Source organism: Massilia suwonensis (assembly GCF_042655665.1).
Classification (GTDB): domain Bacteria; phylum Pseudomonadota; class Gammaproteobacteria; order Burkholderiales; family Burkholderiaceae_D; genus Telluria; species Telluria suwonensis.
This window is the reverse complement of record NZ_JBHSMR010000013.1, coordinates 2,058,652-2,079,915: the sequence shown is the minus strand read 5'-3', so window position 1 is coordinate 2,079,915 and position 21,264 is coordinate 2,058,652. Positions and strand designations below refer to the sequence as shown.

Here is a 21,264-nt window from a genome sequence, read left to right as displayed (position 1 = left end):
ACCAGGTATCGCAAAAATGCCACGTCGAAAGGGCAATGTTGGCGTTCAATTATTGCCCGTTCAACTACATATGCGTCCTTTTTGCTTACACCGCCAACTGCTGCAACAAATACAAGCGCTGATACAAGCCCCCCTCGATCCGCATCAGCTCCTCATGCGCGCCGGATTCCGTAATCCGCCCATGATTCAGCACCACGATCCGGTCCGCATCCCGAATGGTGGAGAGCCGATGCGCAATCGCGATGATCGTCACATGCCCGCGCAACTCGTCCAGCGCCTCCTGCACGATCTGCTCGGTCGCGCTGTCGATGCGCGAGGTCGCTTCGTCCAATAACAGGATGCGCGGCTCGCCGGCGAGCGCGCGGGCGATCGCGATCAGCTGCTTCTGGCCCGACGACAAACGCGAGCCGCCTTCGCCCAGCGAAGTCTCGTACCCCTGTTCCAGCGCCGCGATGAAGTCATGCGCATGCGCTGCGCGGGCAGCGGCTTCGATGCGGTCGAGCGACAGCCCCCGCCCCATGTCGATGTTCTCGCGCGCCGATGCCGCCAGGATGAAGGGATCCTGCGGCACCAGGCCGACTTCGTTGCGGAAGCGTTCGTTGTCGATGCCGGCGATCGGTTCGCCGCAGATCTCGATGCGGCCGTTTTCGGCCGGGTAGTAGCGCAGCAGCAGCGACAACAAGGTGGACTTGCCGCTGCCGGTGTGGCCGACGATGCCGAAGAAGGCGCCTTGGGGGATGTCGAGGTTGATGTCGTGCAGGACGTTCTGGCCCGGCACATACGCGAAACTCAGGTCGCGCACGCGCACGGCGGGGGCGTCGGGACGCGCTTCCAGGCGTGATCCGGCCGCACGGCCAGACAAGTGTTCGGCGGCGCCGGCTTCGTCCAGCAGGCCGGCCACACGTGCGGTCGCGACCACCGCCTGCTGCAGGCCGCTGAACTGCATCGTGATCTGGATGAGAGGCTCGACCACGCGCGCGATGTAGCTGATGAAGGCGTACAGGATGCCGACTTCGACGGCGCCGATGCTGCGCTGGCCGAAGCTGAAGATGACGACCGCCAGCAGGATCACGTTCAGCAGGTCCAGTGCCGGGCGCAAGAGAAACGCGTTGGCCTTCAGTTCGGACAGGCGCGCGTGGTAGTGCTTGTCGTTGGTGGAGGCGAAGCGCTCGCCGAAGCGGCCGGCGGCGTTGCTGGCCTGGAGCACGGTCATGCCGCCGATCGATTCGGCCATCTGGCCGTTGATGTCGCTGCGCAGGGCGCGCGCACGCGTCACCGCCGGCGCCGACAGGCGCTGGTAGAGCCAGACGATGATCAGGACCGCCGGCAGCAGGGCCAGCACGATCAGCATCAGGCGCCAGTCGAGCCAGGCCATGGCGATCATGGTGCCGACCAGGACGATGGTCGAATCGAGCAGCACGAACAGCACCTGGATGTACAGGGTCTTGACCGCTTCGGTGTCGTTGGTCACGCGGCTGACCAGTTGACCCGTGATGGCGCGATCGAAAAAGGCCATCGGCAGGCGCATCACGTGGCCGTACACCCATTCGCGCAGGCGCCGCACCGAGCGCATCGCCATGCCGGACAGGCGGATCAGCTGCAGGTAGCGCAGCCAGCTTGCGGCCCAGCCGGTCACCAGCACGCCGCCCAGCAGCAGGGCCATGCGCGTCCAGTCGGCGTGACGCGGCACCAGGTGCTCGTCGATCAGGGCTTTGCCGAGGATCGGGCCGATCACCTCCAGGAAGGCCGACAGCATCAGCCACAGGGTCGCCAGCACCAGTTGCCTGCGGTCCGGCCAGGCGGCGCGGCGCAGCAGGGAGGCGGCCTGCGTGACCTGGGCGCGGCCGGCTTTTTCTTTTACATCAGGCTGCGTCAAGGCTGGCCTCCAGTTGTTGGTAGCGCCACTGGCTGGCATACCAGCCGTCCAAAGCGATGAGGGCGTCGTGGTCGCCCGATTCGACGATGCGGCCGTCCTTCAGCACGACGATCAGGTCGGCATTCACGACGGCCGACAGGCGGTGGCTGGCGATGATGGCGGTGAGTTCGGGGCGCGCGGCGCGCAGTTCGGCCAAATGTTCGAGGATGCGCGTCTCGGTGCCGGTGTCGACCGCGGACAGGGCGTCGTCCAGCAGCAGCAGCGAGCTCTCGGCCAGCAGCGAACGGGCGATCGCCACGCGCTGGCGCTGGCCGCCCGAGAGCGTGATGCCCTTTTCGCCCACCGGCGTGTCGTAGCCCTGCGGGAAGCGCAGGATGTCGTCGTGGATGGCCGCCATGTCGGCCGCTTCCTCGACTTCCTTGCGGCTGGCGCCGGGGCGGGCCAGGGCGATGTTCTCGGCGATGCTGGCCGAGAACAGGAAGGATTCCTGCGGTACCCAGCTGGTGGCGGCGCGCAGCGCCGAGAGTTGATAGCTGTCGAGCGGGTGGCCGCCCCAGGTCACCGTGCCCGCCTGCGGCGTCGCCTGGCGCAGCAGCACGCGCAGCAGCGTCGACTTGCCGGAACCGGTCGGGCCGACCAGGCCGAGCGTCATCCCCGGGCGCAGCGCCACCGAGACGCCATCGAGCGCAGGACGCTCCGCGCCGCCATAGCTGAAACGCACATCGCGCAGCACCAGCGGGCCGTCTTCGATTTGGGTCAGCGTGCCTTCGTCTTCCACGGTCAGCGGCGCGTCCAGCATCGGCTGCAGGCGCGCCAGGCCTGCCCGTCCGCGTTCGATCAGGGACAGCACCCAGCCGGCCGCGAACATCGGCCAGATCAGCTGGCCGAGGTACATCGTAAAACTGGTCAAGGCGCCGATGGTGAGCTGGTTATGCCAGACAAGGTAGCCGCCCAATCCAAGGGTTAAGGTGCTCGCCGCGGTGAGGGTCAGGCCGACGGCCGGCTCGTAGGCCGCTTCCCATTTCTGCGCACTCAGGCTGGCATCGGCCGCCTTGCCGGCCAGTTCGGAAAACTGCTGGCTGCTGCGCGCTTCCAGGCCCAGAGCGCGCACGGTACGCACGCCGGACAGCGACTCCTGCACGTGGTCGTTCAGCGCCGAAAAGCGTTTCAAGGAATCCGTTTCCGCCGTGTGGATATGGCGCGAGATGTACCAGAAGGCCAGGCCCATGAGCGGGAAGGGCAGCAGTGCGATCAGGGCCAGGCGGTAGTCGACGCCGAGCAGCATCACGCCCAGCACCATGACCAGCGTCAGCGTGCCGTCGAAGCCGGCCAGCATCGCTTCGCCGGCGGCCATTTCGATGGCGTCGATGTCGTTGGTGGCCAGCGCCATCAGGTCGCCGGTGCGCTGCTTCTGGTAGAAGGCCGGGCCCTGGTTCGACAGGCGCGCATATAAACGCGTGCGCAGTTCGACGCCGAGACGGTAGGCGGCCGAATACAGGCGGATGCGCCAGCTCACGCGCAGGACGTAGATCGCCACGCCCAGTGCGAGCAGCTGCAGGATGCCGACGGTCAGGTCCTGGCTGGAAAGGGAGTGCGCAGCCAGGCCGTCGATCATGGCGCCGACCTTGCGCGGTATCCAGACGGTGCAGATGGCGACGCCGATCAGCATCACGCCCGACGATGCATAGGCTTTCCAGTGGCGCAGCACAAAGCCGCCGACCAGGCTCGCTAAACTCATTACGATTCCTTGCGTTGGCGCCCGCGCGGGACAAAAAAGAAAGCGGGCCGAAGCCCGCCAGTTTACTGTCTTTGAGACGCGCCTGCTGCGCGCCTGGGAAGCGCCGTCAGTTCTGCTTGCGGCGGCCCTTGGTGCCGCGGATTTCCGTGACCTTGGTGGTGCTTGGGATCACGACCGGCGGCGTCGCATCGACCGGTTCGACCTTCGGCAGTTCGATCTCGACCGAGACTTCGACCGGGACGCTGGCGGCGACCGGGTGCGGCGGCGCGACCGGCACGTCCAGCACTTCGCTGGCGGCCTTGGCGATGGCGGTGGGTTCGGCTTCCGGTTCGACGTCGGAAGTGACCACCGGGATGCTCTCGGCAAGGGCTTCCGGCACGGCTGCAGCCGGCGTGATGCTGGCCACCGCCGCATCGACGGTTTGTTGCGCCGCAGCGGCATTCGCCGTGGCGATGGCGTTCAGCGCGTCGACGCTGTAGCTGCGCAGCGGGGCCGAGCCGGCGCCGGCGGCGACGCTGAACAGTTCGCGGCTATAGTCGAACAGGGTGCGCAGGTTGTGCTGGGACTGGGCACCCAGGGCGAGCAGGTCGCGCGGGTCGCGTACTTCGAGCAGCTGGCGCAGGGCATTGGAGGATTGTTCGATGGCGGTGCGCGAAGCCTCGAACTGGAGGGCGAGGACGCGGCTGGTACGGTCAAAGGCCTGGTCGCTGAAGCTGCTCATCAGCTTGAATCCATTGTCGAGCTGGGCAAGGCGGGCTGCGGAGAACTGTTCTGGAAGTGAGGTCATCGGTATTTCCTTATCGTTCGGCTTATCGTTTGGCTTGTCGTTTATGGCGCACTGCAACATAACTAGTGTAGTGCCGTTCCGGAGCGCTGCAAAGCGAAATTTGCCACTATGTCATCAGGGTAATATTGCGTTGCAGCACCGTTACAAATTGACACGCTAAACAACACGCCAAATGAAGCGAAATCGCTACAATTGGTCGTTCTGAACAGGAGCGTCCATGGATCTTGTCATTCGCAATGCCAGCCTGCCCGACGGCCGCCCCGGGATCGACATCGGAGTGTTGGATGAACGCATCGTCGCCGTCGAGCCGCGCCTGTCTGCGCAAGGGATACGCGAAATCGATGCGGGCGGCGACCTGCTCACGCCGCCTTTTGTCGACGCCCACTTTCACATGGATTCCACGCTCAGCTATGGCCTGCCGCGCGTCAACGAATCTGGCACCTTGCTTGAAGGCATTGCGCTGTGGGGCGAGCTGAAACCGCAGCTGGAGCAGGAAGCCTTGCTCGAGCGGGCGTTGCATTATTGCGACTGGGCCGTGGCGCGCGGCCTGCTGGCGATCCGCACCCACGTCGACATCTGCGACGACCGCCTGCTCGCGGTGGAAGCCTTGCTGGAGGTGAAGCGCACGGTCGCGCCCTACCTCGACCTGCAGCTGGTCGCCTTTCCGCAGGACGGCCTGCTGCGCAGTCCGAGCGCCTTCGACAACCTGAAGCGGGCCATCGCCATGGGCGTGGACGTGGTCGGCGGCATTCCCCATTTCGAGCGCACCATGGCGCAGGGAGCGGAATCGGTGCGCCTGCTGTGCGAGTTCGCGGCGGACAAAGGGCTGCGCGTGGACATGCACTGCGACGAGACCGACGATCCGCTATCGCGCCACATCGAGACGCTCGCATACGAAACCTGGCGCCTCGGCCTGCAGGGACGCGTCGCCGGCTCGCACCTGACCTCGATGCACTCGATGGACAATTACTATGTAAGCAAGCTGCTGCCGCTGATGAAGGAGTCCGGTGTGGCCGCGATCGCGAACCCTTTAATTAACATCACGCTGCAGGGCCGCCACGATACCTACCCGAAGCGGCGCGGCATGACGCGTGTGCCGGAGCTGCTGGCGGCCGGCATCGACGTCGCCTTCGGCCACGACTGCGTGATGGACCCGTGGTACGGCCTCGGTTCCGGCGACATGCTGGAAGTGGCGCACATGGGCCTGCACGTGGCGCAGATGACGGGGCAGGCGGCCATGCGCCAGTGCTTCCTGGCCGTGACCGAGACCCCGGCGCGCATCCTCGGAGTGGAGGGCTATGGCATCGCACCCGGCTGCAATGCCGACTTCGTGCTGCTCGACGCATCCGATCCCGTGGAGGCGATCCGCCTGCGCGCGGCGCGGCGGGCCGTGGTGCGGCGCGGGGCGGTGGTGGCGGAAGCGCCGCGCGCGGCGTCGACCCTGAACCTGCCGGGACGGCCCGGCGCGGTCGATTTCCGTATCGGACGCTGAACTCGCGAACCCGAGTGCTAGAATCGCCAGCTTGTTTATCGATTCATCAAGTATTGAGCAGCCGTGAAAGACATCCAGATCCGTCCCGCCACCAGCGCCGATTTCGACGCCATGTGGCATATCTTCAGCGCCCACGTCAGCGCCGGCGAGACCTATCCCTTCGGTCCCGAGGTCACGCGTGAGAACGCGCAGATGTACTGGCTCGGGAACGGCGTGACCAGCCGCGTCGCCACGCTCGGCGAGCGCGTGCTCGGCATGTACCGCGTGGTGCCGAACCAGACCGGGCGCGGCGGCCACGTCGCCAACGCCTCCTACATGGTCAGCCCGGCGGCGCAGGGCGTCGGCGTCGGCCGCCTGCTCGGGGAGCACAGCCTCGACGAGGCGCGCAGCCAGGGCTACCTCGCGATGCAGTTCAACTACGTCGTCAGCACGAATACGGCGGCCGTCATGCTGTGGAAGAAGCTCGGCTTTTCGATCGTCGGGACGCTGCCGAAGGCGTTCCGCCACAAGCGGCTGGGCTTTGTCGATGCGTATGTGATGTACCAGCTGTTGCAAGACCCGGACCATTGGCCGACCACTGACGAGTAAGCGCTGGTATTTCCTCCCGGCTGCGGTGCAGCATGGCGTTCTGGGCAATGGTAGGATGAGATTGTCAATTCAATCATCCTCGAGAGCAGCCTGACGTCCATGTACTCCGCCGAACCCGGTCCGCACGCAGCCTTCTACGTCGTCATGAACGCCGGCTCCGGCCATTCCGAAACCGAGCTGCGCGAATCGACCATCCGCAACGTGCTGCAGGAGGCGGGCCGCACCTGTCATCTCGAAGTCGTCGACGATCCCGCGAAACTGGGCGAGATCGCGCGCCGCATGGCGACGCAGGCGAAGGACAACGAGGGCGTCGTCGTCGCGGCCGGCGGCGACGGCACCATCAACACGGTGGCGCACGAGGCGGTGCAGCAGGGCTGCCTGTTCGGCGTGCTGCCGCAGGGGACCTTCAATTATTTCGGCCGCACCCACGGCATTCCCGAAGACCTGAGCGAGGCCGTGCGTGCGCTGCTCGATGCGCGCGTCACGCCGGTCCAGATCGGAATGGTCAACGACCGCATCTTCCTCGTCAACGCCAGCGTCGGCCTGTATCCGCAGCTGCTCGAAGCGCGCGAGCACGACAAGCGCCAGTACGGCCGCAGCCGCGTGGTAGCGATCCTCTCGGCCCTGAAGACGGCGCTCGGCCGCCACCGGCCGCTGCGTATCACGCTCGACACCGAAGGCATCAACCGCAAGCTGCGCACGCCCACGCTCTTTGTCGGGAACAATCGGCTGCAAATGGAGCAGGTCGGCATGGAGCCCCTGGCGACGACGCTCGAAGAAGGCGAGCTGGCCGCGATCGCACCGCGCTCGGTCGGCAAGCTCGGCATGCTCGGCCTGCTGCTGCGCGGCGCGCTGGGACGGCTGGGCGAGGCGGAGAACGTGATCGCGTTTTCGTTCAAGCGGCTGACGGTGAAGCACGCGCGGCTGTCGCCGCGGCGGCGCATCAAGGTGGCGACCGATGGTGAGGTCACGCACATGAACATGCCGCTGGAGTTTCGGGTGGTGGAGGGGAGGCTGAAGCTGCTCAAGCCTGCCGGACCGCCGGAATCGGTGCCGGGGTCGTGACAACTGCGTCACGTCGGTACGAGAACTGTTACGTTAGCCGTTGTGCACCGTATGGGGTCCTAGAGGCCAATGGCCTCTAGGACGGGTTCACCGGGCTCTCCGAGCCCACGCGGTGATACGTATCGGCTCCGATGCCGTAATCGACGATCTTGAAGTCACGTATCCCGCGTGGGGCCGTTGAGGCCAATGGCCTCAACGGCGGTTTCACTTCGGAGAGCCCGGTGAAACCGTCATGGCGGCCATTGGCCACCATGACCCCTACGTTATGCTGCTGCCAACGAAAGAGCCGGCGCATAATGGCCTCGCTCACTGCACGCGCATCATCCGCACCCCGTAAAGATCAACGCGGTTCGACGGTCCCGTTGGGCCGCCGGTCCCTGTGAAGCTCGCATTGCTCTCCAGGTAGCTCATGTTATAAAAATCGCTCAGGCGCAGGTGGTAGGCGCCCGGTTGCAGGCGCGCGCTCAGGGGCGTCGACAGCCGCGGTGATCCTCCCGGCTTCGTGTGCGGCAGCTGGACCACGCCCTGCGCCACGGCGCGTCCCGCCGCGTCCTCGATCGTCATCCATTTCACGCCGCCGCTGATGCCGAGATTGATCTGGTTCGCCTCGTTCCGGTAGCGCAGCTGGAAAGCATAGGTGCCCGCCTGTTCGATGCGCACGTCGCGTACTTCCAGGCGGTCTTGCGGGGCGCCCCAGCCGGCCAGGCGCGGCCTGCCGGCGCCGCCTGGCTTCCGGTTCGAGGACACGCGCGCATCGGTCACGCCGATCTCCGTCGCCGGGCCAACGCAGCGCGGGACGCTGTGGTGGCTGCGGTTGCCGGAGGCCGTGAATTCGGCCTCGACGGCGTAGCAGGCGGATGGTTCCGGCTGCGGGTCGCGCCACGCGCCGGCCTTGATGCTCGCGGCCACCAGCTTGCCGTCGCGGTAGACGTGATACACGGCGCCGGCGCCGCTTGCCTTGAACCGCAGTTGCGCATGGCCGCTTGCGTCGCGTTCCAGCGTGTCGATGACGGGCTCGCGCGGACCGAAGACGGCCGGCGCTTCGACATAGGGATTGGCGCTCACGCGGCGGATGCCACTGTCGCCCTTGATGACGGCGCCGAGCACGATCTCGATCACGTCGCCGTCGCGCAGCGCGCTCCACGGGATCGTGGCGCCGCTCGGGGCGCCGTTGAGCAGCACCTTTTCCACTTCGTGATGTCCCTGTTCCCGGCTGGCGGCCGGCAGCAGCAGGCGCACGCTGACGCGCGCACCGTGCAGGCGCAGCTCGTGCAGCGTGGCCTGGCTCGTTCCCGCAAAGGTCTCGCGCCGCAGTTTGCTTGTCACGAAAGGCCGCAGCCGGAGGCCTTCATCGAGCGCCGACACGCCGAAGACGTTCTCGATCACCATGCCGAGATAGGCCCCGACCGACCATAACTGGCGCCGTGAATTGATGACGGGGCCGATCAAGTGGGGATTCTTCTCATCAAGCAGCAGCGGCTGCCCGCTCAGCCACTCGAGATTCTCCATATTCGACACGTTCAGCGCCGCGCCGCGCATCAGCGAATCGTAGGCGGCGTCGGCGACCGCCGCGTTGCCGATCGAGGCAGCGGCCTTCAGGCCGTAGCCCGTCACGAAAGGCCACATCGCACGGTTGTGATACACCGGTACGCCCTGCTGCTGCGGCCAGATCACGGGCGGTCCCATCGGTCCGTGCGGGTAGCGCGCCAGGATGCTGCGCGCCTGTTCCTCGCTGGCGATGCCGGTCAGGATGGCGAGCGATTGACCCAGCCAGTCGAACTTGTGCAGCGGCGCGTCGTCGAAGTGGGCGGCGGTGAGGCTGCTGTACATGCCGGCGTCCGGCAGCCAGAGGCGCGTGTTGATCGCCGTCTTCAGCTGCGCGGCCCAGGTGTCGTAACGCGTAGCGCGCGCGATGTCGCCGGCTTCCCGGGCCAGGCGCGCCGTCAGCCTGAGCGCCTGGTAGTGTGCGGCGTTGGTCGAGACCGATTTGCTGCCGGCCATCGAGGCCAGGTCGTCGGTGATCCAGCCGGCGTAGCTCTGGTCGCGCCAGTCGAGGAAGGATTGTTCGCCCGTGTACAGGCCGTCGCGCGCGTCGAAGGCGGCGATGCGGTCGATCTCGATCGTGTTCGTCAGGGCGGCAAGGGCGCGCGCGGCGAAGGCGGCGCGCTCCTTTGCAGGCAGCATGCGCAGGGTCTCCTCGGCCGCGAAGGCCCAGCTGACCCGGTCGGTGCTGACCGGCCAGCTGCCGCCGCTGCCGGTGTCCTGCACGATCTGCAGGCCGTCCGGCGTGCCGGCCACCTGCGGCGCCTTGGGTACACCCGCACGGTAAGCGGCCAGCTTGAAGTCGAGCGAATTGCGCACCCGCTGCGGATCGAGCAAGGCCAGGCCCAGATCGGCCGCATACGACAGGTCGCGCGTCCACACGTAATGCCATTTTTCGCCGGTCTCGAAGCACTCGCACGGAATCGCCGCGCCGGCGTTGTAGTTGCCGTCGCGGATTTCGCTCACCGCATCCTGGCGCATCTCGCTGGTAGCGAGCGCGAACAGGGCGTCGAAGGCCAGGTTCCCGCTGCGCAGGTAGGGCAACCCCGCGCTCTCGGCATAGCTTGCGTGCTGCGCCACTGGGTCGCGCAAGGTCATCGTCGTCGAATGGGTGTAGCTGCGCAGCGGGGCTTCCGGGTCCACGACCGAGAAGCGCGCCGTTTCCTGCTTGCCGTCCCAGGTCGGGAAGGTCAGCGAGGCCACGCGCGAGCGGCCCGCGTGCGGATCGGGCGCCGGACCATTCTTGCGATCAAGCAGGCGCACGATGCGCAGCACCGGCGCGTCGGGTTTGCCGGCGTCGAGCGTGAAGCGGTAGGTGCCGGTGCTGCGCACGAACAGCGTGGCTTCCGGTCCGGCCTGGGTGACCAGGCGCAGCGGCTGGTCCGGCTTGACGGCGACGCTGGCGCGCACGCCTGGCACCCACTCGCGCGCCCAGTCGCGGCTGCCCAGCTTGAAGCCGTGGTTGCCGGGACTGACCAGGATGTCGGCCTGGTAGATCCCTTTACCCTTGAACTGCAGGGCGTGATCGAGGCCCCAGGCATTGAAGCCGCCGCGCACGTACATGGTGTCGCGCAAGGGACCGGGATCGGCCGCCACGGCGGCGCTGGAGACGAGAAGGGCGGGCAGCAGCCAGCGTGGCGAAATCATAAAAGCCTTATCGGTATTCGTGTCGTTCGATGATGCCGCGCAGCGTATCCTGCCCGCGCAGCATCGGGAAGTCCTCGGGGCGATAGGCGCGCGGCTGGACGAAATGCAGCGTGCCGATGGTGTCGGCGTAGGACGGACGCGCCTCGCGCACCGCCAGCTTGCGGCCGTCCAGCGCGGCGCGGCGCGTGCCCAGGCTCAGCGTCACCGGCTTGCCGGGTGCCAGCCTGAAGCTGGTCTGCGAGCGGCTTTTGTCCGGGTTCAGCCAGGCCATGCGCAGCGTGCGCGGCTGCGTGCCGCGCAGGGTGAAGGTCCAGCGCTGTCCGCTTTTCGCGCGCGCGAAATCGACGGCGAGCTGTTCGCCGGCGCCGAAGGGCAGCAGGGCGCCGAACCGCGACCACTGGGTCGGCAGCGCCGGCTCGAAACCGAGCGTGTCGTTCGGCAGGTCGGGCCGGAAGCCGACGTAATCCTGGTAGCCGTTGCGCGCATATTCGGCCACGCTCCAGGACTGGGCGAAGGTGCCGCTCGGCTTCAGGCGCCCATTCTCGTGGGGCAGGGCGTCGAGGTTCTCGCTCATGCTACCGAGTGTTCCGTCGATGCCCAGACCGAGGATCTGCCTGCCCAGGTTTTGCGTCAGCTGCCAGCTCAGGTCCTGGTAGCCGAAGCGGTTCAGGGCCGTCACCGTAAAGCCCGCATTCCAGCCCCAGATGGTGCCGTTGTGGTAGGCGGCGTCCTTGTGATGGAAGCCCGGGTTCTCGTGGCGCGGGTGGAAGTAGGGGTCGTCCTGGCTGAGCGAGGCGATGCCGTAGGGGTAGAGCAGCCGGGAGACGGCGTTCTTCGTCACGTGCGCCTGCACAGGGCCGGGAAGGAAATCGTCGAAGGGGATCGTCGCCAGTATCAGCTGGTTCGGGCGGATCCTGGTGTCGCGGCTGCCGTCCGCGCGCAGGCGGTCGGCCATGGTGCCGCCGTCCCAGAACAGGCGCAGGAAGCTGGCGCGGGCTTTATTCGCCAGGGCGCGCCATTCGGCTGCGCGGCGGGTGTCGCCGGCCTGTTCGGCCAGCCAGGCGCCGGTGTCCAGCGCCGTGTACCAGAGCGCCTGGATGTCGTTGGCGCGCGGGCCGCGGTCGGACCAGGGCTGGTGGGTCGGATTCTCGACGCGCGCATCCATCCAGGTGTCGGAGGCGGCGTGCGTCAATAAGCCGTCGGCATCGACGTAGTTGGCGATCGCGCCCTCGAAATAGGGTACGGCCAGCTTGTACATCTCGCGCGCAAAAGCCTGGTCGCCGGTGTAGCGGATGTACTCGTAGGCTTCGCGCAGCATCCAGGGCGTGCCGTCGACCGTGTTGTAAATGATCTCGTCGGGCGAGACCCGGTTCGGGATGCGGCCGTAGTCCTTGTCGCGTGGCTGTTTGAGGTTCTGGAAGCGCGCGAAGTTCGCCAGCACGGCGCGGGCATCCTGGAACTGGCCCGACACCAGCAGCGTACCGGGCAGGGCGATGAAGGTGTCGCGCCCCCAGTTCTCGCGGAACCAGGGCAGGCCGGCCCAGATGCCGGCGCCATATTCCTCGACCACGAACAGGCGGGAGGCAGCCTTGGCCCAGTTCAGCGCCTTGTCGTATTCGCGGTCGCTGGTGGCGAGGTAGCTGGCCGTGAGGGCCGCATGGGTGGCGCGGCGTTCGTCGCCGATCGGGTCGCCGGCGGCCAGAACGCGTGCGCGTTGCGCCGCTTCGTCAGCGGTGGCGCCGAAGGCGGCGACCACGGTGAATGCGCTTTCAGGCGCCTTCGTGCGCAGCAGCAGGCCGTCCTCCAGATCGAAGGGCGCGCTGGCGGCGAGTGCCATGAACTGGGTTGCGCCCTGGCCCGGCGCGACGATGACGACGCTGTCCTTGAACGAGACCGCACCCGCGGTCTTGAGCAGCGGCTTCAGGGCCAGCCGCGCCGGCTTCGCGCTGCTCACACGCAGGGCCAGCGCATGCTTCTTCGAGAGCAGCACCAGTTCCTCGGCGCTGCCGTTGGCATAGGCCACGCGGTGGCCGAAGGGCAGCACCTCTTCGCGTCCGCCGGCCCGCTCGTTTTGCACGCCGTCGACATAACTCATGTAGTTGCCGAAGACCGTCCCGCTCTTGAACACGTAGCCCGCGCCGCGCTCGTAGTCATGCGTAAAACCTTCGAAATAGCCGGCCAGGTTGTCGCCGGCCACGAAGCGGGACTGCTGGCCGGGTGCGGCCTCGATCGCCATCGCGTCGAAAAAGGCGTCGACGCCCGGCTTCTCGACGGCCGCCGCCGACGTCAGTGCCAGGGAGAGGGAGAGTACAAGCAGGGAGCGGCGCATCATGCCCCCGGCAGTTCAATGACCAGCGTCGCCTTGGGCGCCAGGCGCAGTTCGCGCGTCAGGTCGATGGCGCGGCCGCTGAGGATGTCGGTGCCGGACGCCGTCCCCTTCAGGATCTCCTGGAAGCGGGCGGTGGGCAGGACCATCTCTTTGGGGTTGTCGTTCATGGCGATCATGATGCGTTTATTCTCGTTATAGCGGAAGTAGACCCAGGTATTGTTTTCGGGGCCGAAGTGCATGAGCTGGCCGCTGTGGATGACGGATTCTCCCTTGCGCCAGGTGGCGAGCTTGCGCACCAGTTCCTGGGCCGCGCGCTGGCGGCTATTCAGGCCCTTGCCCTGGAAGGCGTCGACCTTGTCGCCGGCCCAGCCGCCGGGGAAGTCGCGCCGGTAGCTGGCGTCGTCGCGGCCCTTGACGGTGCTGGTCATCAAGATCTCGTCGCCCGTATAGAACTGCGGGATGCGCGGCATCGTCATCAGGAACACCAGGTTCATGCGGTAGCGGTCGAAGTCTTCGCCCACGGCGCTGTACATGCGCGCCATGTCGTGGTTGCTGCCGAAGAGGACAAGTTTTTCCGGTTGCGGATACAGGTAGTCGAGCGCGAGCGTCTGGTAGACCTCGTTGAAACCCTTGTCCGGATCGGAGAGGGCGCTGCGCATGCTGTCCACCAGCGGGAAGTCCATCAGGCTCGGGAGCGAGGACGTGTAGCCGTCGAAGTTGACCTTGCCGCGCTGCCAGTGGGCTACCACCGGCACCTGGGTACTCCACTCTTCGCCGACCATGTTCAGGTTCGGGTACTCGTCCATGATCCGGCGTGTGTACTGGGTGAGGAAGGCGCCGTCGGAATAGCCGTAGGTATCGATGCGCAGGCCCGACAGGCCGGCATATTCGATCCACCAGATGTTGTTCTGGATGAGGTAATTCGCCACCAGCGGATTGGTCTGGTTCAGGTCGGGCATCGAGGGGCCGAACCAGCCGGCCGTAAAGTTGATGCTGTCGGCCTTGGAGGCGTACTTGCCCTGCACGGCCACGCGGTGGTGCGCGGTCGGCACGAAGCGGCCGCCGAAGTTGACCCAGTCCGGCGTCGGCAGGTCCTTCATCCACCAGTGGTTCTTCCCGATATGCGACAGCACCACATCCTGGATCAGGCCGATGCCGCGCTCCTTCGCCTCGTTCGAGAGGCGCACGAAGTCCTCGTTGCTGCCGTAGCGCGGATCGATCCGGTAGTGATCGGTGGCGGCGTAGCCGTGATAGGAATAGCCCGGCATGTCGTTCTCGACCAGCGGCGTGGGCCACAACTGGGTGAAGCCGAGCTGCGCAACGTAGTCGAGGCGGGAGATGATGCCCGCGATGTCGCCGCCGTGGCGTCCGCCCGGGTGGCTGCGGTCGGCCTTCTCCAGCATGCCCGGCACGCTGTCGTTGGACGGGTCGCCGTTGGCGAAGCGGTCCGGCATGACCTGGTAGATCGCGTCCGCATTGCCGAAGCCCTGGCGCAGGCGCGAGCCGGGCGCGCGGGCGCGCAGTTCGTAGGTGTGGCGCAGGCTGGCGCCATCGCCTTCGAAGACGATGTCGAAGCGGCCGGGCTGTGCGCCTGGTGCGATCTCGAGATCGACGAACAGGTAGTTGGCGTTCGCGACGCGCGTGCTGGAGGCGATGCGCACGCCGGGATAGTCGATGCGCGGCTGCAGCTTGCCGATGCCGGCGCCATGCACCATCAGCTGCACGCCACTGTGCTGCATGCCGGTCCACCAGAAAGGCGGCTCCAGATGATCGATGCCTGACGCCGCCATGGCCGGATCGAGGAGAGCAGCTGCAAGGAAAAGTGTTGCAAAAGAGCGTCGCATGGCGGGCCTTGGCTGGAAAAGAGGGTGGCAAACAGCTGCGCAAGTAGAAAGCAGTAGTTTGGCTACATATAAAACAAGCCTGGATATGGCTTATCACTCTGTTACGGGCCGAGAATACACTACAGATCGGGCAACAGCAATGCATCAAATTCGCTAGTTTAAGTACATACGCCGACGATGTTGCGGTGCGGCCTGTGCCTGGCTGACCGGCACCCGGAAAACCTGCGCGTCACTCCGGATTTCGGCTCGAAACCAATGACATCGATACCATTCTGAAATTTGCACCAAATTAGTGCATTTACGCACCTAATTGGTGAAAAGCAAGCAAGATGTAGTACGACTACACGTCCATACGACGGTGCTTGTAGCTCCAATACAACGCCTAAGCGTTTCACTCTATATAAGAGCAAGCAAATGGCCGGGAGAACGTAGTGCAAATGAACTCCCGTTGACAGTGCATCTAGTTTTAGTACAGAATTCTTGCCAGAACGTCTAAAAAGACGTTGATTCTGGATCCCGTGCCGTAGCAGTCTGTCTTTCGGGAAATTAAATGTTCGATCTGAGGGGACACATGAATAACTCCGCAAACAAGCGCGCCGCTGGTACGGGCCTTGTATTCCAACTGAGCCCGGTCGCTATCGGCTGCGCCATCTTCCTGTCGGCTAGCGCCGGCAGCGCCGTCGCACAGACCGCCGTCACCGAGCCGGCCGCCGAAGCGCCGATCCAGACCGTGCAGGTCACCGGCATCCGCCGCGCGATCGAAAACGCGATCGCCACCAAGCGCGATGCCAGCGGCATCGTCGAAGCCATCTCCTCCGAAGACATCGGCAAGCTGCCCGATATCTCGATCGCCGAATCGCTGGCGCGCCTGCCGGGCCTGACCGCCCAGCGCGTCAACGGCCAGGCCCAGCAGATCAGCATCCGCGGCACCTCGGGCGACCTGTCGACCGCGCTGCTGAACGGCCGCGAGCAGGTCAGCACCAGCGCCAACCGTACCGTCGAATACGACCAGTACCCGTCGGAACTGATCAACGCCGTCACCGTCTATAAAACCGGCGACGCCGCCGTCGTCGGCCAGGGCCTGTCGGGTACCGTCGACCTGCAGACCATCAAGCCGCTGTCGCTGCGCGAGCGCGCGATCAGCGTCAACGTGCGTGGCGAGAAGAACTCGAAGGGTTCGATCAGCGCCGGTTCGCCGGACACCGGCAGCCGCGTCAGCGCCTCGTATGTCGACCAGTTCGCCAACCGCACCATCGGCGTCGCCATCGGCTACGCCCGCCAGGACAAGCCGAACGTCTCCGAACAGTTCGAGACCTGGGACTGGGTCGACGCCACCGTGGGCGGCCAGACCGTCAAGGTCCCGAAGGGCATCAAGGCCCTGGCAACCACCGGCAACCAGGTGCGTGACGGCCTGATGGGCGTGCTCGAATACCGCCCGAACAAGAACTTCAGCTCGACCCTGGACGTGTACCACTCGCGTTTCGACCAGGACGAGATCCGCCGCGGCATGGAAATCCCGCTGAAGGACGACGGCACCGTCGGCTTCACCAACGGTAAGATCGTCAACGGCGTGATGGTCAGCGGCACCGCGACCGACGTCAATCCGGTCGTGCGCAACAACCGCATGACCCGCGACGACAAGCTGACCGCGGTCGGCTGGAACAACCGCTTCACCTCGGGCGACTGGGTCGGCATCATCGACCTGAGCCACTCGAAGGCCGACCACAAGGAAGAGCTGGTCGAGATCAACGCAGGCCGCGCGACCCGCCAGACCCTGGGCTTCGACTACAGCAACGGCGCCATCCCTGCGCTGAACCTGTCCGGTTCCTATGCCACCCCGGCCGACATCCGCATCGGCGGCCAGTTCGGCGAAGGCTACGTCAACGCGCCGCACATGAAGGACAAGCTCGATTCGGCACGCGCCAGCGTCGAGTACAAGCTCGCCGAAGGTCCGTTCAGCAGCGTCGAAGTCGGCTTCAACCTGTCGAAGCGTTCGAAGGAAAAGGCGCACCTGGAAACCGGCTTCTCGAAGATCGGCGACGGCAGCTTCGCGGCCAACGCGGTCAACGGCACGCAATCGCTGTACGCGCTGCCGAACACCCTGAGCTGGGACATCGACACCGTGCTGGCCCAGAACTTCGGCCCGTACACCCCGGCGATCCTGGTGCCATGGGGCGCGACCAAGAACTGGAGCATCGACGAGAAGGTCAAGACCGGCTACGTCAAGCTGAACATCGACACCGAACTGATGTCCATGCCGCTGCGCGGTAACGTCGGCGTACAGGTCGTCAAGACCGACCAGAGCTCGACCGCCCAGACGCTGCGCGCCTGGCCGTTCGCCGACCTGGTGCCTCTGACCGACGGCAAGAAGTACACCGACTACCTGCCGAGCCTGAACCTGGCCTGGAGCCTGCCGGATGACCAGGTGGTCCGCTTCGGCGCCGGCAAGACCCTGGCCCGTGCCCGCCTCGACCAGCTGAACGCAGCGCTGGAAGTCGGCCTGACCCAGCAGAGCACCGGTACGCCTTACGGCAACGGCGGCAATGCCCAGCTCGACCCATGGCGCGCCAACCAGCTCGACCTGTCGTACGAGAAGTACTTCGCCAAGACGGGCTACGTGTCGGCTGCCGGTTTCTACAAGGACCTGAAGTCGTACATCTACAACATCACCGTGCCGCGTGACTTCTCCGAGTACCGCCTGGCCGGCGCCACCAGCAACATCGGCACCATGAACCAGCCGAAGAATGGCGACGGCGGCCGCCTGTCGGGCTTCGAGTTCGCAGTCTCGACCCCGCTGAACGTGGTCAGCCCGATGCTCGACGGCTTCGGCGTCACCGCCAACGCCTCGTTCACCAGCAGCCAGATCGCGATCAAGGACCAGCGTTTCGGCACCATGGACATCCCGCTGCCGGGCCTGTCGAAGCGTGTCTTCAACCTGACCGGCTACTACGAGAAGGATGGTTTCTCGGCTCGCGTCAGCCAGCGTCGTCGTAGCGACTTCGTCGGCGAGATCGGCGGCATCGGCGGTGCCAACGAGCTGACCTTCGTCAAGGGCGACAGCGTGGTCGACCTGCAGCTGGGTTACGACTTCCCGCAAGTGAAGGGTCTGTCGGTTCTGTTCCAGGTCAACAACCTGACCGACACCGACTTCCAGACCTACGCCGGCTCGCCGGACCGTCCACGCGGCTACGTCAAGTACGGCCGTCAGATGCTGCTGGGCCTGAACTACAAACTGTAATTTCCGCCTCCTCGGCGAAAGCCCGGCCCTTGCAGGCGTCACTGCCTGCAAGGGCTTTTTCTTTTGCAACTCTCTAGGCGCGCGGGCAATTGGCCTACGTCTCCTTGAACGACGGTGTAAACTGTCGCTTTCGTTTCACTTTAAGAACAACTCATCCATATGTCCGACACTCCCATCCCATCGTTTGCCGACCTCAACATCCCTGCGCCCATCCTCAAGGCGCTGAAGGACGTCGGCTACGAAACGCCGTCGCCGATCCAGGCCGCCACCATTCCCCTGTTGATGGAAGGCCGCGACGTGCTGGGACAGGCGCAGACGGGCACCGGCAAGACCGCCGCCTTCGCGCTGCCGGTCCTGTCGCGCATCGACACCAAGCAGGTCGCGCCGCAAGCCCTGGTGCTGGCGCCGACGCGCGAGCTGGCGATCCAGGTGGCCGAGGCCTTCCAGAGCTACGCCGCGCACATGAAGAACTTCCACGTGCTGCCGATCTACGGCGGCCAGGCCTACGGCCCGCAGCTCTCCGCCCTGCGCCGCGGCGTGCAGATCATCGTCGGCACCCCGGGCCGCGTGATCGACCACATCGAAAAAGGTTCGCTCGACCTGTCGCAGCTGAAGACCCTCGTTCTCGACGAAGCCGACGAAATGCTGCGCATGGGCTTCATCGACGACGTCGAGCAGATCCTGCAGCAGATCCCGGAAGAGCGGCAGATCGCGCTGTTCTCGGCCACCATGCCGCCGGCGATCAAGCGCATCGCCAAGACCTACCTGCGCGATCCGAGCGAAGTGACCGTCGCCGCCAAGACCGGCACCGCCGACAACATCACCCAGCGCTACTGGCTGGTGGCCGGCATGCAGAAGCTGGACGCGCTGACGCGCATCCTGGAAGCCGAGCCTTTCGACGGCATGATCATCTTCGCGCGCACCAAGCTCGGCACCGAAGAGCTGGCGACCAAGCTGCAGGCGCGCGGCTTCGCGGCCACGGCGATCAACGGCGACATGGCGCAGCAACAGCGCGAGCGCACCATCGAACAGCTCAAGAACGGCAAGATCGACATCCTGGTCGCCACCGACGTCGCCGCGCGCGGCCTGGACGTCGAGCGCATCAGCCACGTGATCAACTACGACGTGCCGTCGGATCCGGAAAGCTACACCCACCGCATCGGCCGCACCGGCCGCGCGGGCCGCAGCGGCGACGCCATCCTCTTCATCACGCCGCGCGAGCGCGGCCTGCTGAAAGCGATCGAGCGCGCCACGCGCCAGCCGGTCGCGCCGCTGACGCTGCCGACCGTGAAGGCCGTCAACGACGTGCGCATCGCGAAGTTCAAAGAACAGATCGCGCAGACCCTGGCCGACGGCGGCCTCGAGCAGTTCCGCAACCTGATCGAGGAATTCGAGCGCGAAGCCAACGTGCCGGCGGTCGACATCGCCGCCGCGCTGGCAAAGCTGAGCCGCGGCGACGTGCCGCTGCTGCTGGAAAAGCCGGACCGCGAGCCGAAGGCATCGACCTGGGACGAGCGCCCGGCGCGCGCCGACTTCGTCGAGCGTCCGCCACGCTCCCCGCGCGACGACGGCGGCTGGGACGACCGTCCGCCGCGCCCAAACCGCGAGCCGGGCTTCAAGAAGGAGCGCGTGATGCGCGCGCCGGAAGAGGGCATGGCCACCTTCCGCATCGAAGTCGGCCACATCAACGGCGTCAAGCCGGGCAACATCGTCGGTGCGATTGCCAACGAGGCGAACATCGATTCGAAGCTGATCGGCCGTATCGAGATCTACGACGATTTCAGCACGCTCGACCTGCCGGCGGACCTGCCGCCGGACCTGATCGATCACCTGAAAACGGTGTGGGTGGCTGGGCAGCAGCTGCAGATCACGCGCGATGGCGAAACGCCGCCGCCGAAGAAGGCGGGGCCGAAGAAGTCCTTCGGGGCGGAGCGCCGGTTCAACGAGAAGCCGGGTTTCAAGAAGCCGCGTAAAGCGTAAGTGCATGCGGCTGGCGCCGCATGAATGACGAACGGGGAATCGGCCTTGCGGCCGATTCCCCGTTTTTATTTGACCGGTACGCGACATGTTGCGACGGTTCAGGCGATGTTTCGACATTCATGGGCCGCATCCGCGTGGGGCCGCTGAGGCCAATGGCCTCAGCGGCGGCTTCACTACAGAATGCCCACCCTACGGTGCGCCACCGCCCGTAGCAAGTTCATGGAGCCGGGACGTAACGTAGGGTGGGCTCTCCGAGCCCACGCGTTTCACCGCACGATCAGCCCCGCCGCGCCCGCAAGTCAGTCCGCAAACATCCACAACAAAGCCTCGCGCAACTCGCCGCTCCAGAATGCCTCGTTATGCTTCTGCTCCGGCACGATCTTGAGCACCGTATTCGCCTTCGGGTGCCCACTCTTCTCGACTACCTGCGCCATGCGCTGCACATCCGGCACCATCGAATCGCCTTCCTTCTCCCCCATCAGCAGATACACGCGCGCGTCCTTCGGCAGCGGATGCTGCGCCATGAAGTCGAACGATGGCGTGGCCGTCCAGTAAGCCGGCGAAAACACGCCCGCCTTGCTGAACACCTGCGGGTACTGCGCGATCGCGTAGTGCGAAGCCAGCCCACCCATCGAGCTGCCCATGATCGCCGTGTGCGCGCGGTCGGGCAAGGTGCGGTATTTGGCGTCGATCGCGGGCTTCAGTGTGCCCACGATGAAGTCCGTGTACTGCTTGCCCTCGGCGTGCCCGAAGCGCGCGTTGTCCCAGGCGTTCAGCTCCGTGATGCGCTTGTCGCCGCCGTTGTCGATGCCGACCACGATCAGTTCCAGCTTGCCCTCCTTCGACAGCGCGTCCAGCGTCTCGTCGACCTTCCACTCGCCGGCAAAGGCGGTGGCGTCGTCGAACAGGTTCTGGGCGTCGTGCATGTAGAGCACCGGATAGCGCTTGCCGGACGTCGCATACCCAGGTGGCAGGTAGAGGCGGATCTGGCGCTTGCGATTCAGGCCCGGGATTTCGACCAGCTCGGGCAGCAGGCTGACGCCGGGCAGGGCGGTCGAGGCTTTTGGAGGCGCAGGCGTATCGGCAGCCGAGGCGAGCGAGGCGGCCAGCAAAAATGGAATGAAGCAGAATCGCATGA

12 protein-coding genes are annotated in these 21,264 nt (G+C 65.8%); 5 read left to right on the top strand and 7 right to left on the bottom strand.

Features of this window, described 5'->3' with window-relative positions; all coding sequences use genetic code 11:
• Window positions 1-85: 85 nt before the first annotated feature.
• The 3 genes from ACFPQ5_RS17435 to ACFPQ5_RS17425 form a co-directional block, all read right to left on the bottom strand.
• Window positions 86-1,876: an ABC transporter ATP-binding protein gene (locus ACFPQ5_RS17435; protein WP_379758480.1), complete on the bottom strand. Its 1,791-nt coding sequence runs from the start codon at window positions 1,874-1,876 to the stop codon at window positions 86-88.
• Window positions 1,863-3,614 (bottom strand): ABC transporter ATP-binding protein, encoded by a 1,752-nt coding sequence (locus ACFPQ5_RS17430; RefSeq protein ID WP_379758477.1) that lies wholly within the window; start codon window positions 3,612-3,614, stop codon window positions 1,863-1,865. The genes ACFPQ5_RS17435 and ACFPQ5_RS17430 overlap by 14 nt, the downstream gene beginning before the upstream one ends.
• A gap of 106 nt (window positions 3,615-3,720) precedes the next feature.
• Entirely contained in the window at window positions 3,721-4,401 is a 681-nt protein-coding gene (locus ACFPQ5_RS17425; RefSeq protein ID WP_379758474.1) for a phasin family protein, read from the bottom strand.
• A gap of 217 nt (window positions 4,402-4,618) precedes the next feature.
• Between ACFPQ5_RS17425 and ACFPQ5_RS17420 the strand changes: the two genes are divergently transcribed.
• From ACFPQ5_RS17420 to ACFPQ5_RS17410, 3 genes are all read left to right on the top strand, one after another.
• The gene (locus tag ACFPQ5_RS17420; protein WP_379758471.1) at window positions 4,619-5,893 is read left to right on the top strand and encodes an amidohydrolase family protein; all 1,275 of its coding nucleotides are present in this window, start codon (window positions 4,619-4,621) and stop codon (window positions 5,891-5,893) included.
• 63 nt (window positions 5,894-5,956) lie between these two features.
• Complete coding sequence (locus ACFPQ5_RS17415) at window positions 5,957-6,481, top strand: GNAT family N-acetyltransferase (protein WP_379758468.1); 525 nt, start codon at window positions 5,957-5,959, stop codon at window positions 6,479-6,481.
• A gap of 99 nt (window positions 6,482-6,580) precedes the next feature.
• Window positions 6,581-7,546 carry a diacylglycerol/lipid kinase family protein gene (locus ACFPQ5_RS17410; protein ID WP_379758465.1) on the top strand — a complete coding sequence of 322 codons (966 nt, stop codon included), beginning with the start codon at window positions 6,581-6,583 and terminating at the stop codon, window positions 7,544-7,546.
• Between the two features lie 306 nt (window positions 7,547-7,852).
• Here the strand turns inward: ACFPQ5_RS17410 and ACFPQ5_RS17405 are convergent, their stop codons facing one another.
• The 3 genes from ACFPQ5_RS17405 to ACFPQ5_RS17395 are packed head-to-tail and all read right to left on the bottom strand — an operon-like array spanning window position 7,853 to window position 14,908.
• Window positions 7,853-10,735 (bottom strand): MGH1-like glycoside hydrolase domain-containing protein, encoded by a 2,883-nt coding sequence (locus ACFPQ5_RS17405; RefSeq protein WP_379758462.1) that lies wholly within the window; start codon window positions 10,733-10,735, stop codon window positions 7,853-7,855.
• Between the two features lie 7 nt (window positions 10,736-10,742).
• A complete protein-coding gene (locus ACFPQ5_RS17400) occupies window positions 10,743-13,067 on the bottom strand; it encodes an amylo-alpha-1,6-glucosidase (protein ID WP_379758459.1) in 2,325 nt (774 codons plus the stop codon).
• On the bottom strand, window positions 13,064-14,908 hold the full coding sequence (locus ACFPQ5_RS17395; protein WP_379758456.1) for a glycoside hydrolase family 13 protein: 1,845 nt from the start codon (window positions 14,906-14,908) through the stop codon (window positions 13,064-13,066). The genes ACFPQ5_RS17400 and ACFPQ5_RS17395 overlap by 4 nt, the downstream gene beginning before the upstream one ends.
• Window positions 14,909-15,479: 571 nt before the next feature.
• Between ACFPQ5_RS17395 and ACFPQ5_RS17390 the strand changes: the two genes are divergently transcribed.
• Window positions 15,480-18,146 (top strand): TonB-dependent receptor, encoded by a 2,667-nt coding sequence (locus ACFPQ5_RS17390; RefSeq protein WP_379758454.1) that lies wholly within the window; start codon window positions 15,480-15,482, stop codon window positions 18,144-18,146.
• 159 nt (window positions 18,147-18,305) lie between these two features.
• Window positions 18,306-20,126, top strand: coding sequence for a DEAD/DEAH box helicase (locus ACFPQ5_RS17385; RefSeq protein WP_379758451.1), 1,821 nt, complete (start codon window positions 18,306-18,308; stop codon window positions 20,124-20,126).
• A gap of 299 nt (window positions 20,127-20,425) precedes the next feature.
• Here ACFPQ5_RS17385 and ACFPQ5_RS17380 read toward each other — a convergent pair whose 3' ends face one another.
• Window positions 20,426-21,262, bottom strand: coding sequence for an alpha/beta hydrolase (locus ACFPQ5_RS17380; RefSeq protein WP_379758448.1), 837 nt, complete (start codon window positions 21,260-21,262; stop codon window positions 20,426-20,428).
• Window positions 21,263-21,264: the final 2 nt, after the last annotated feature.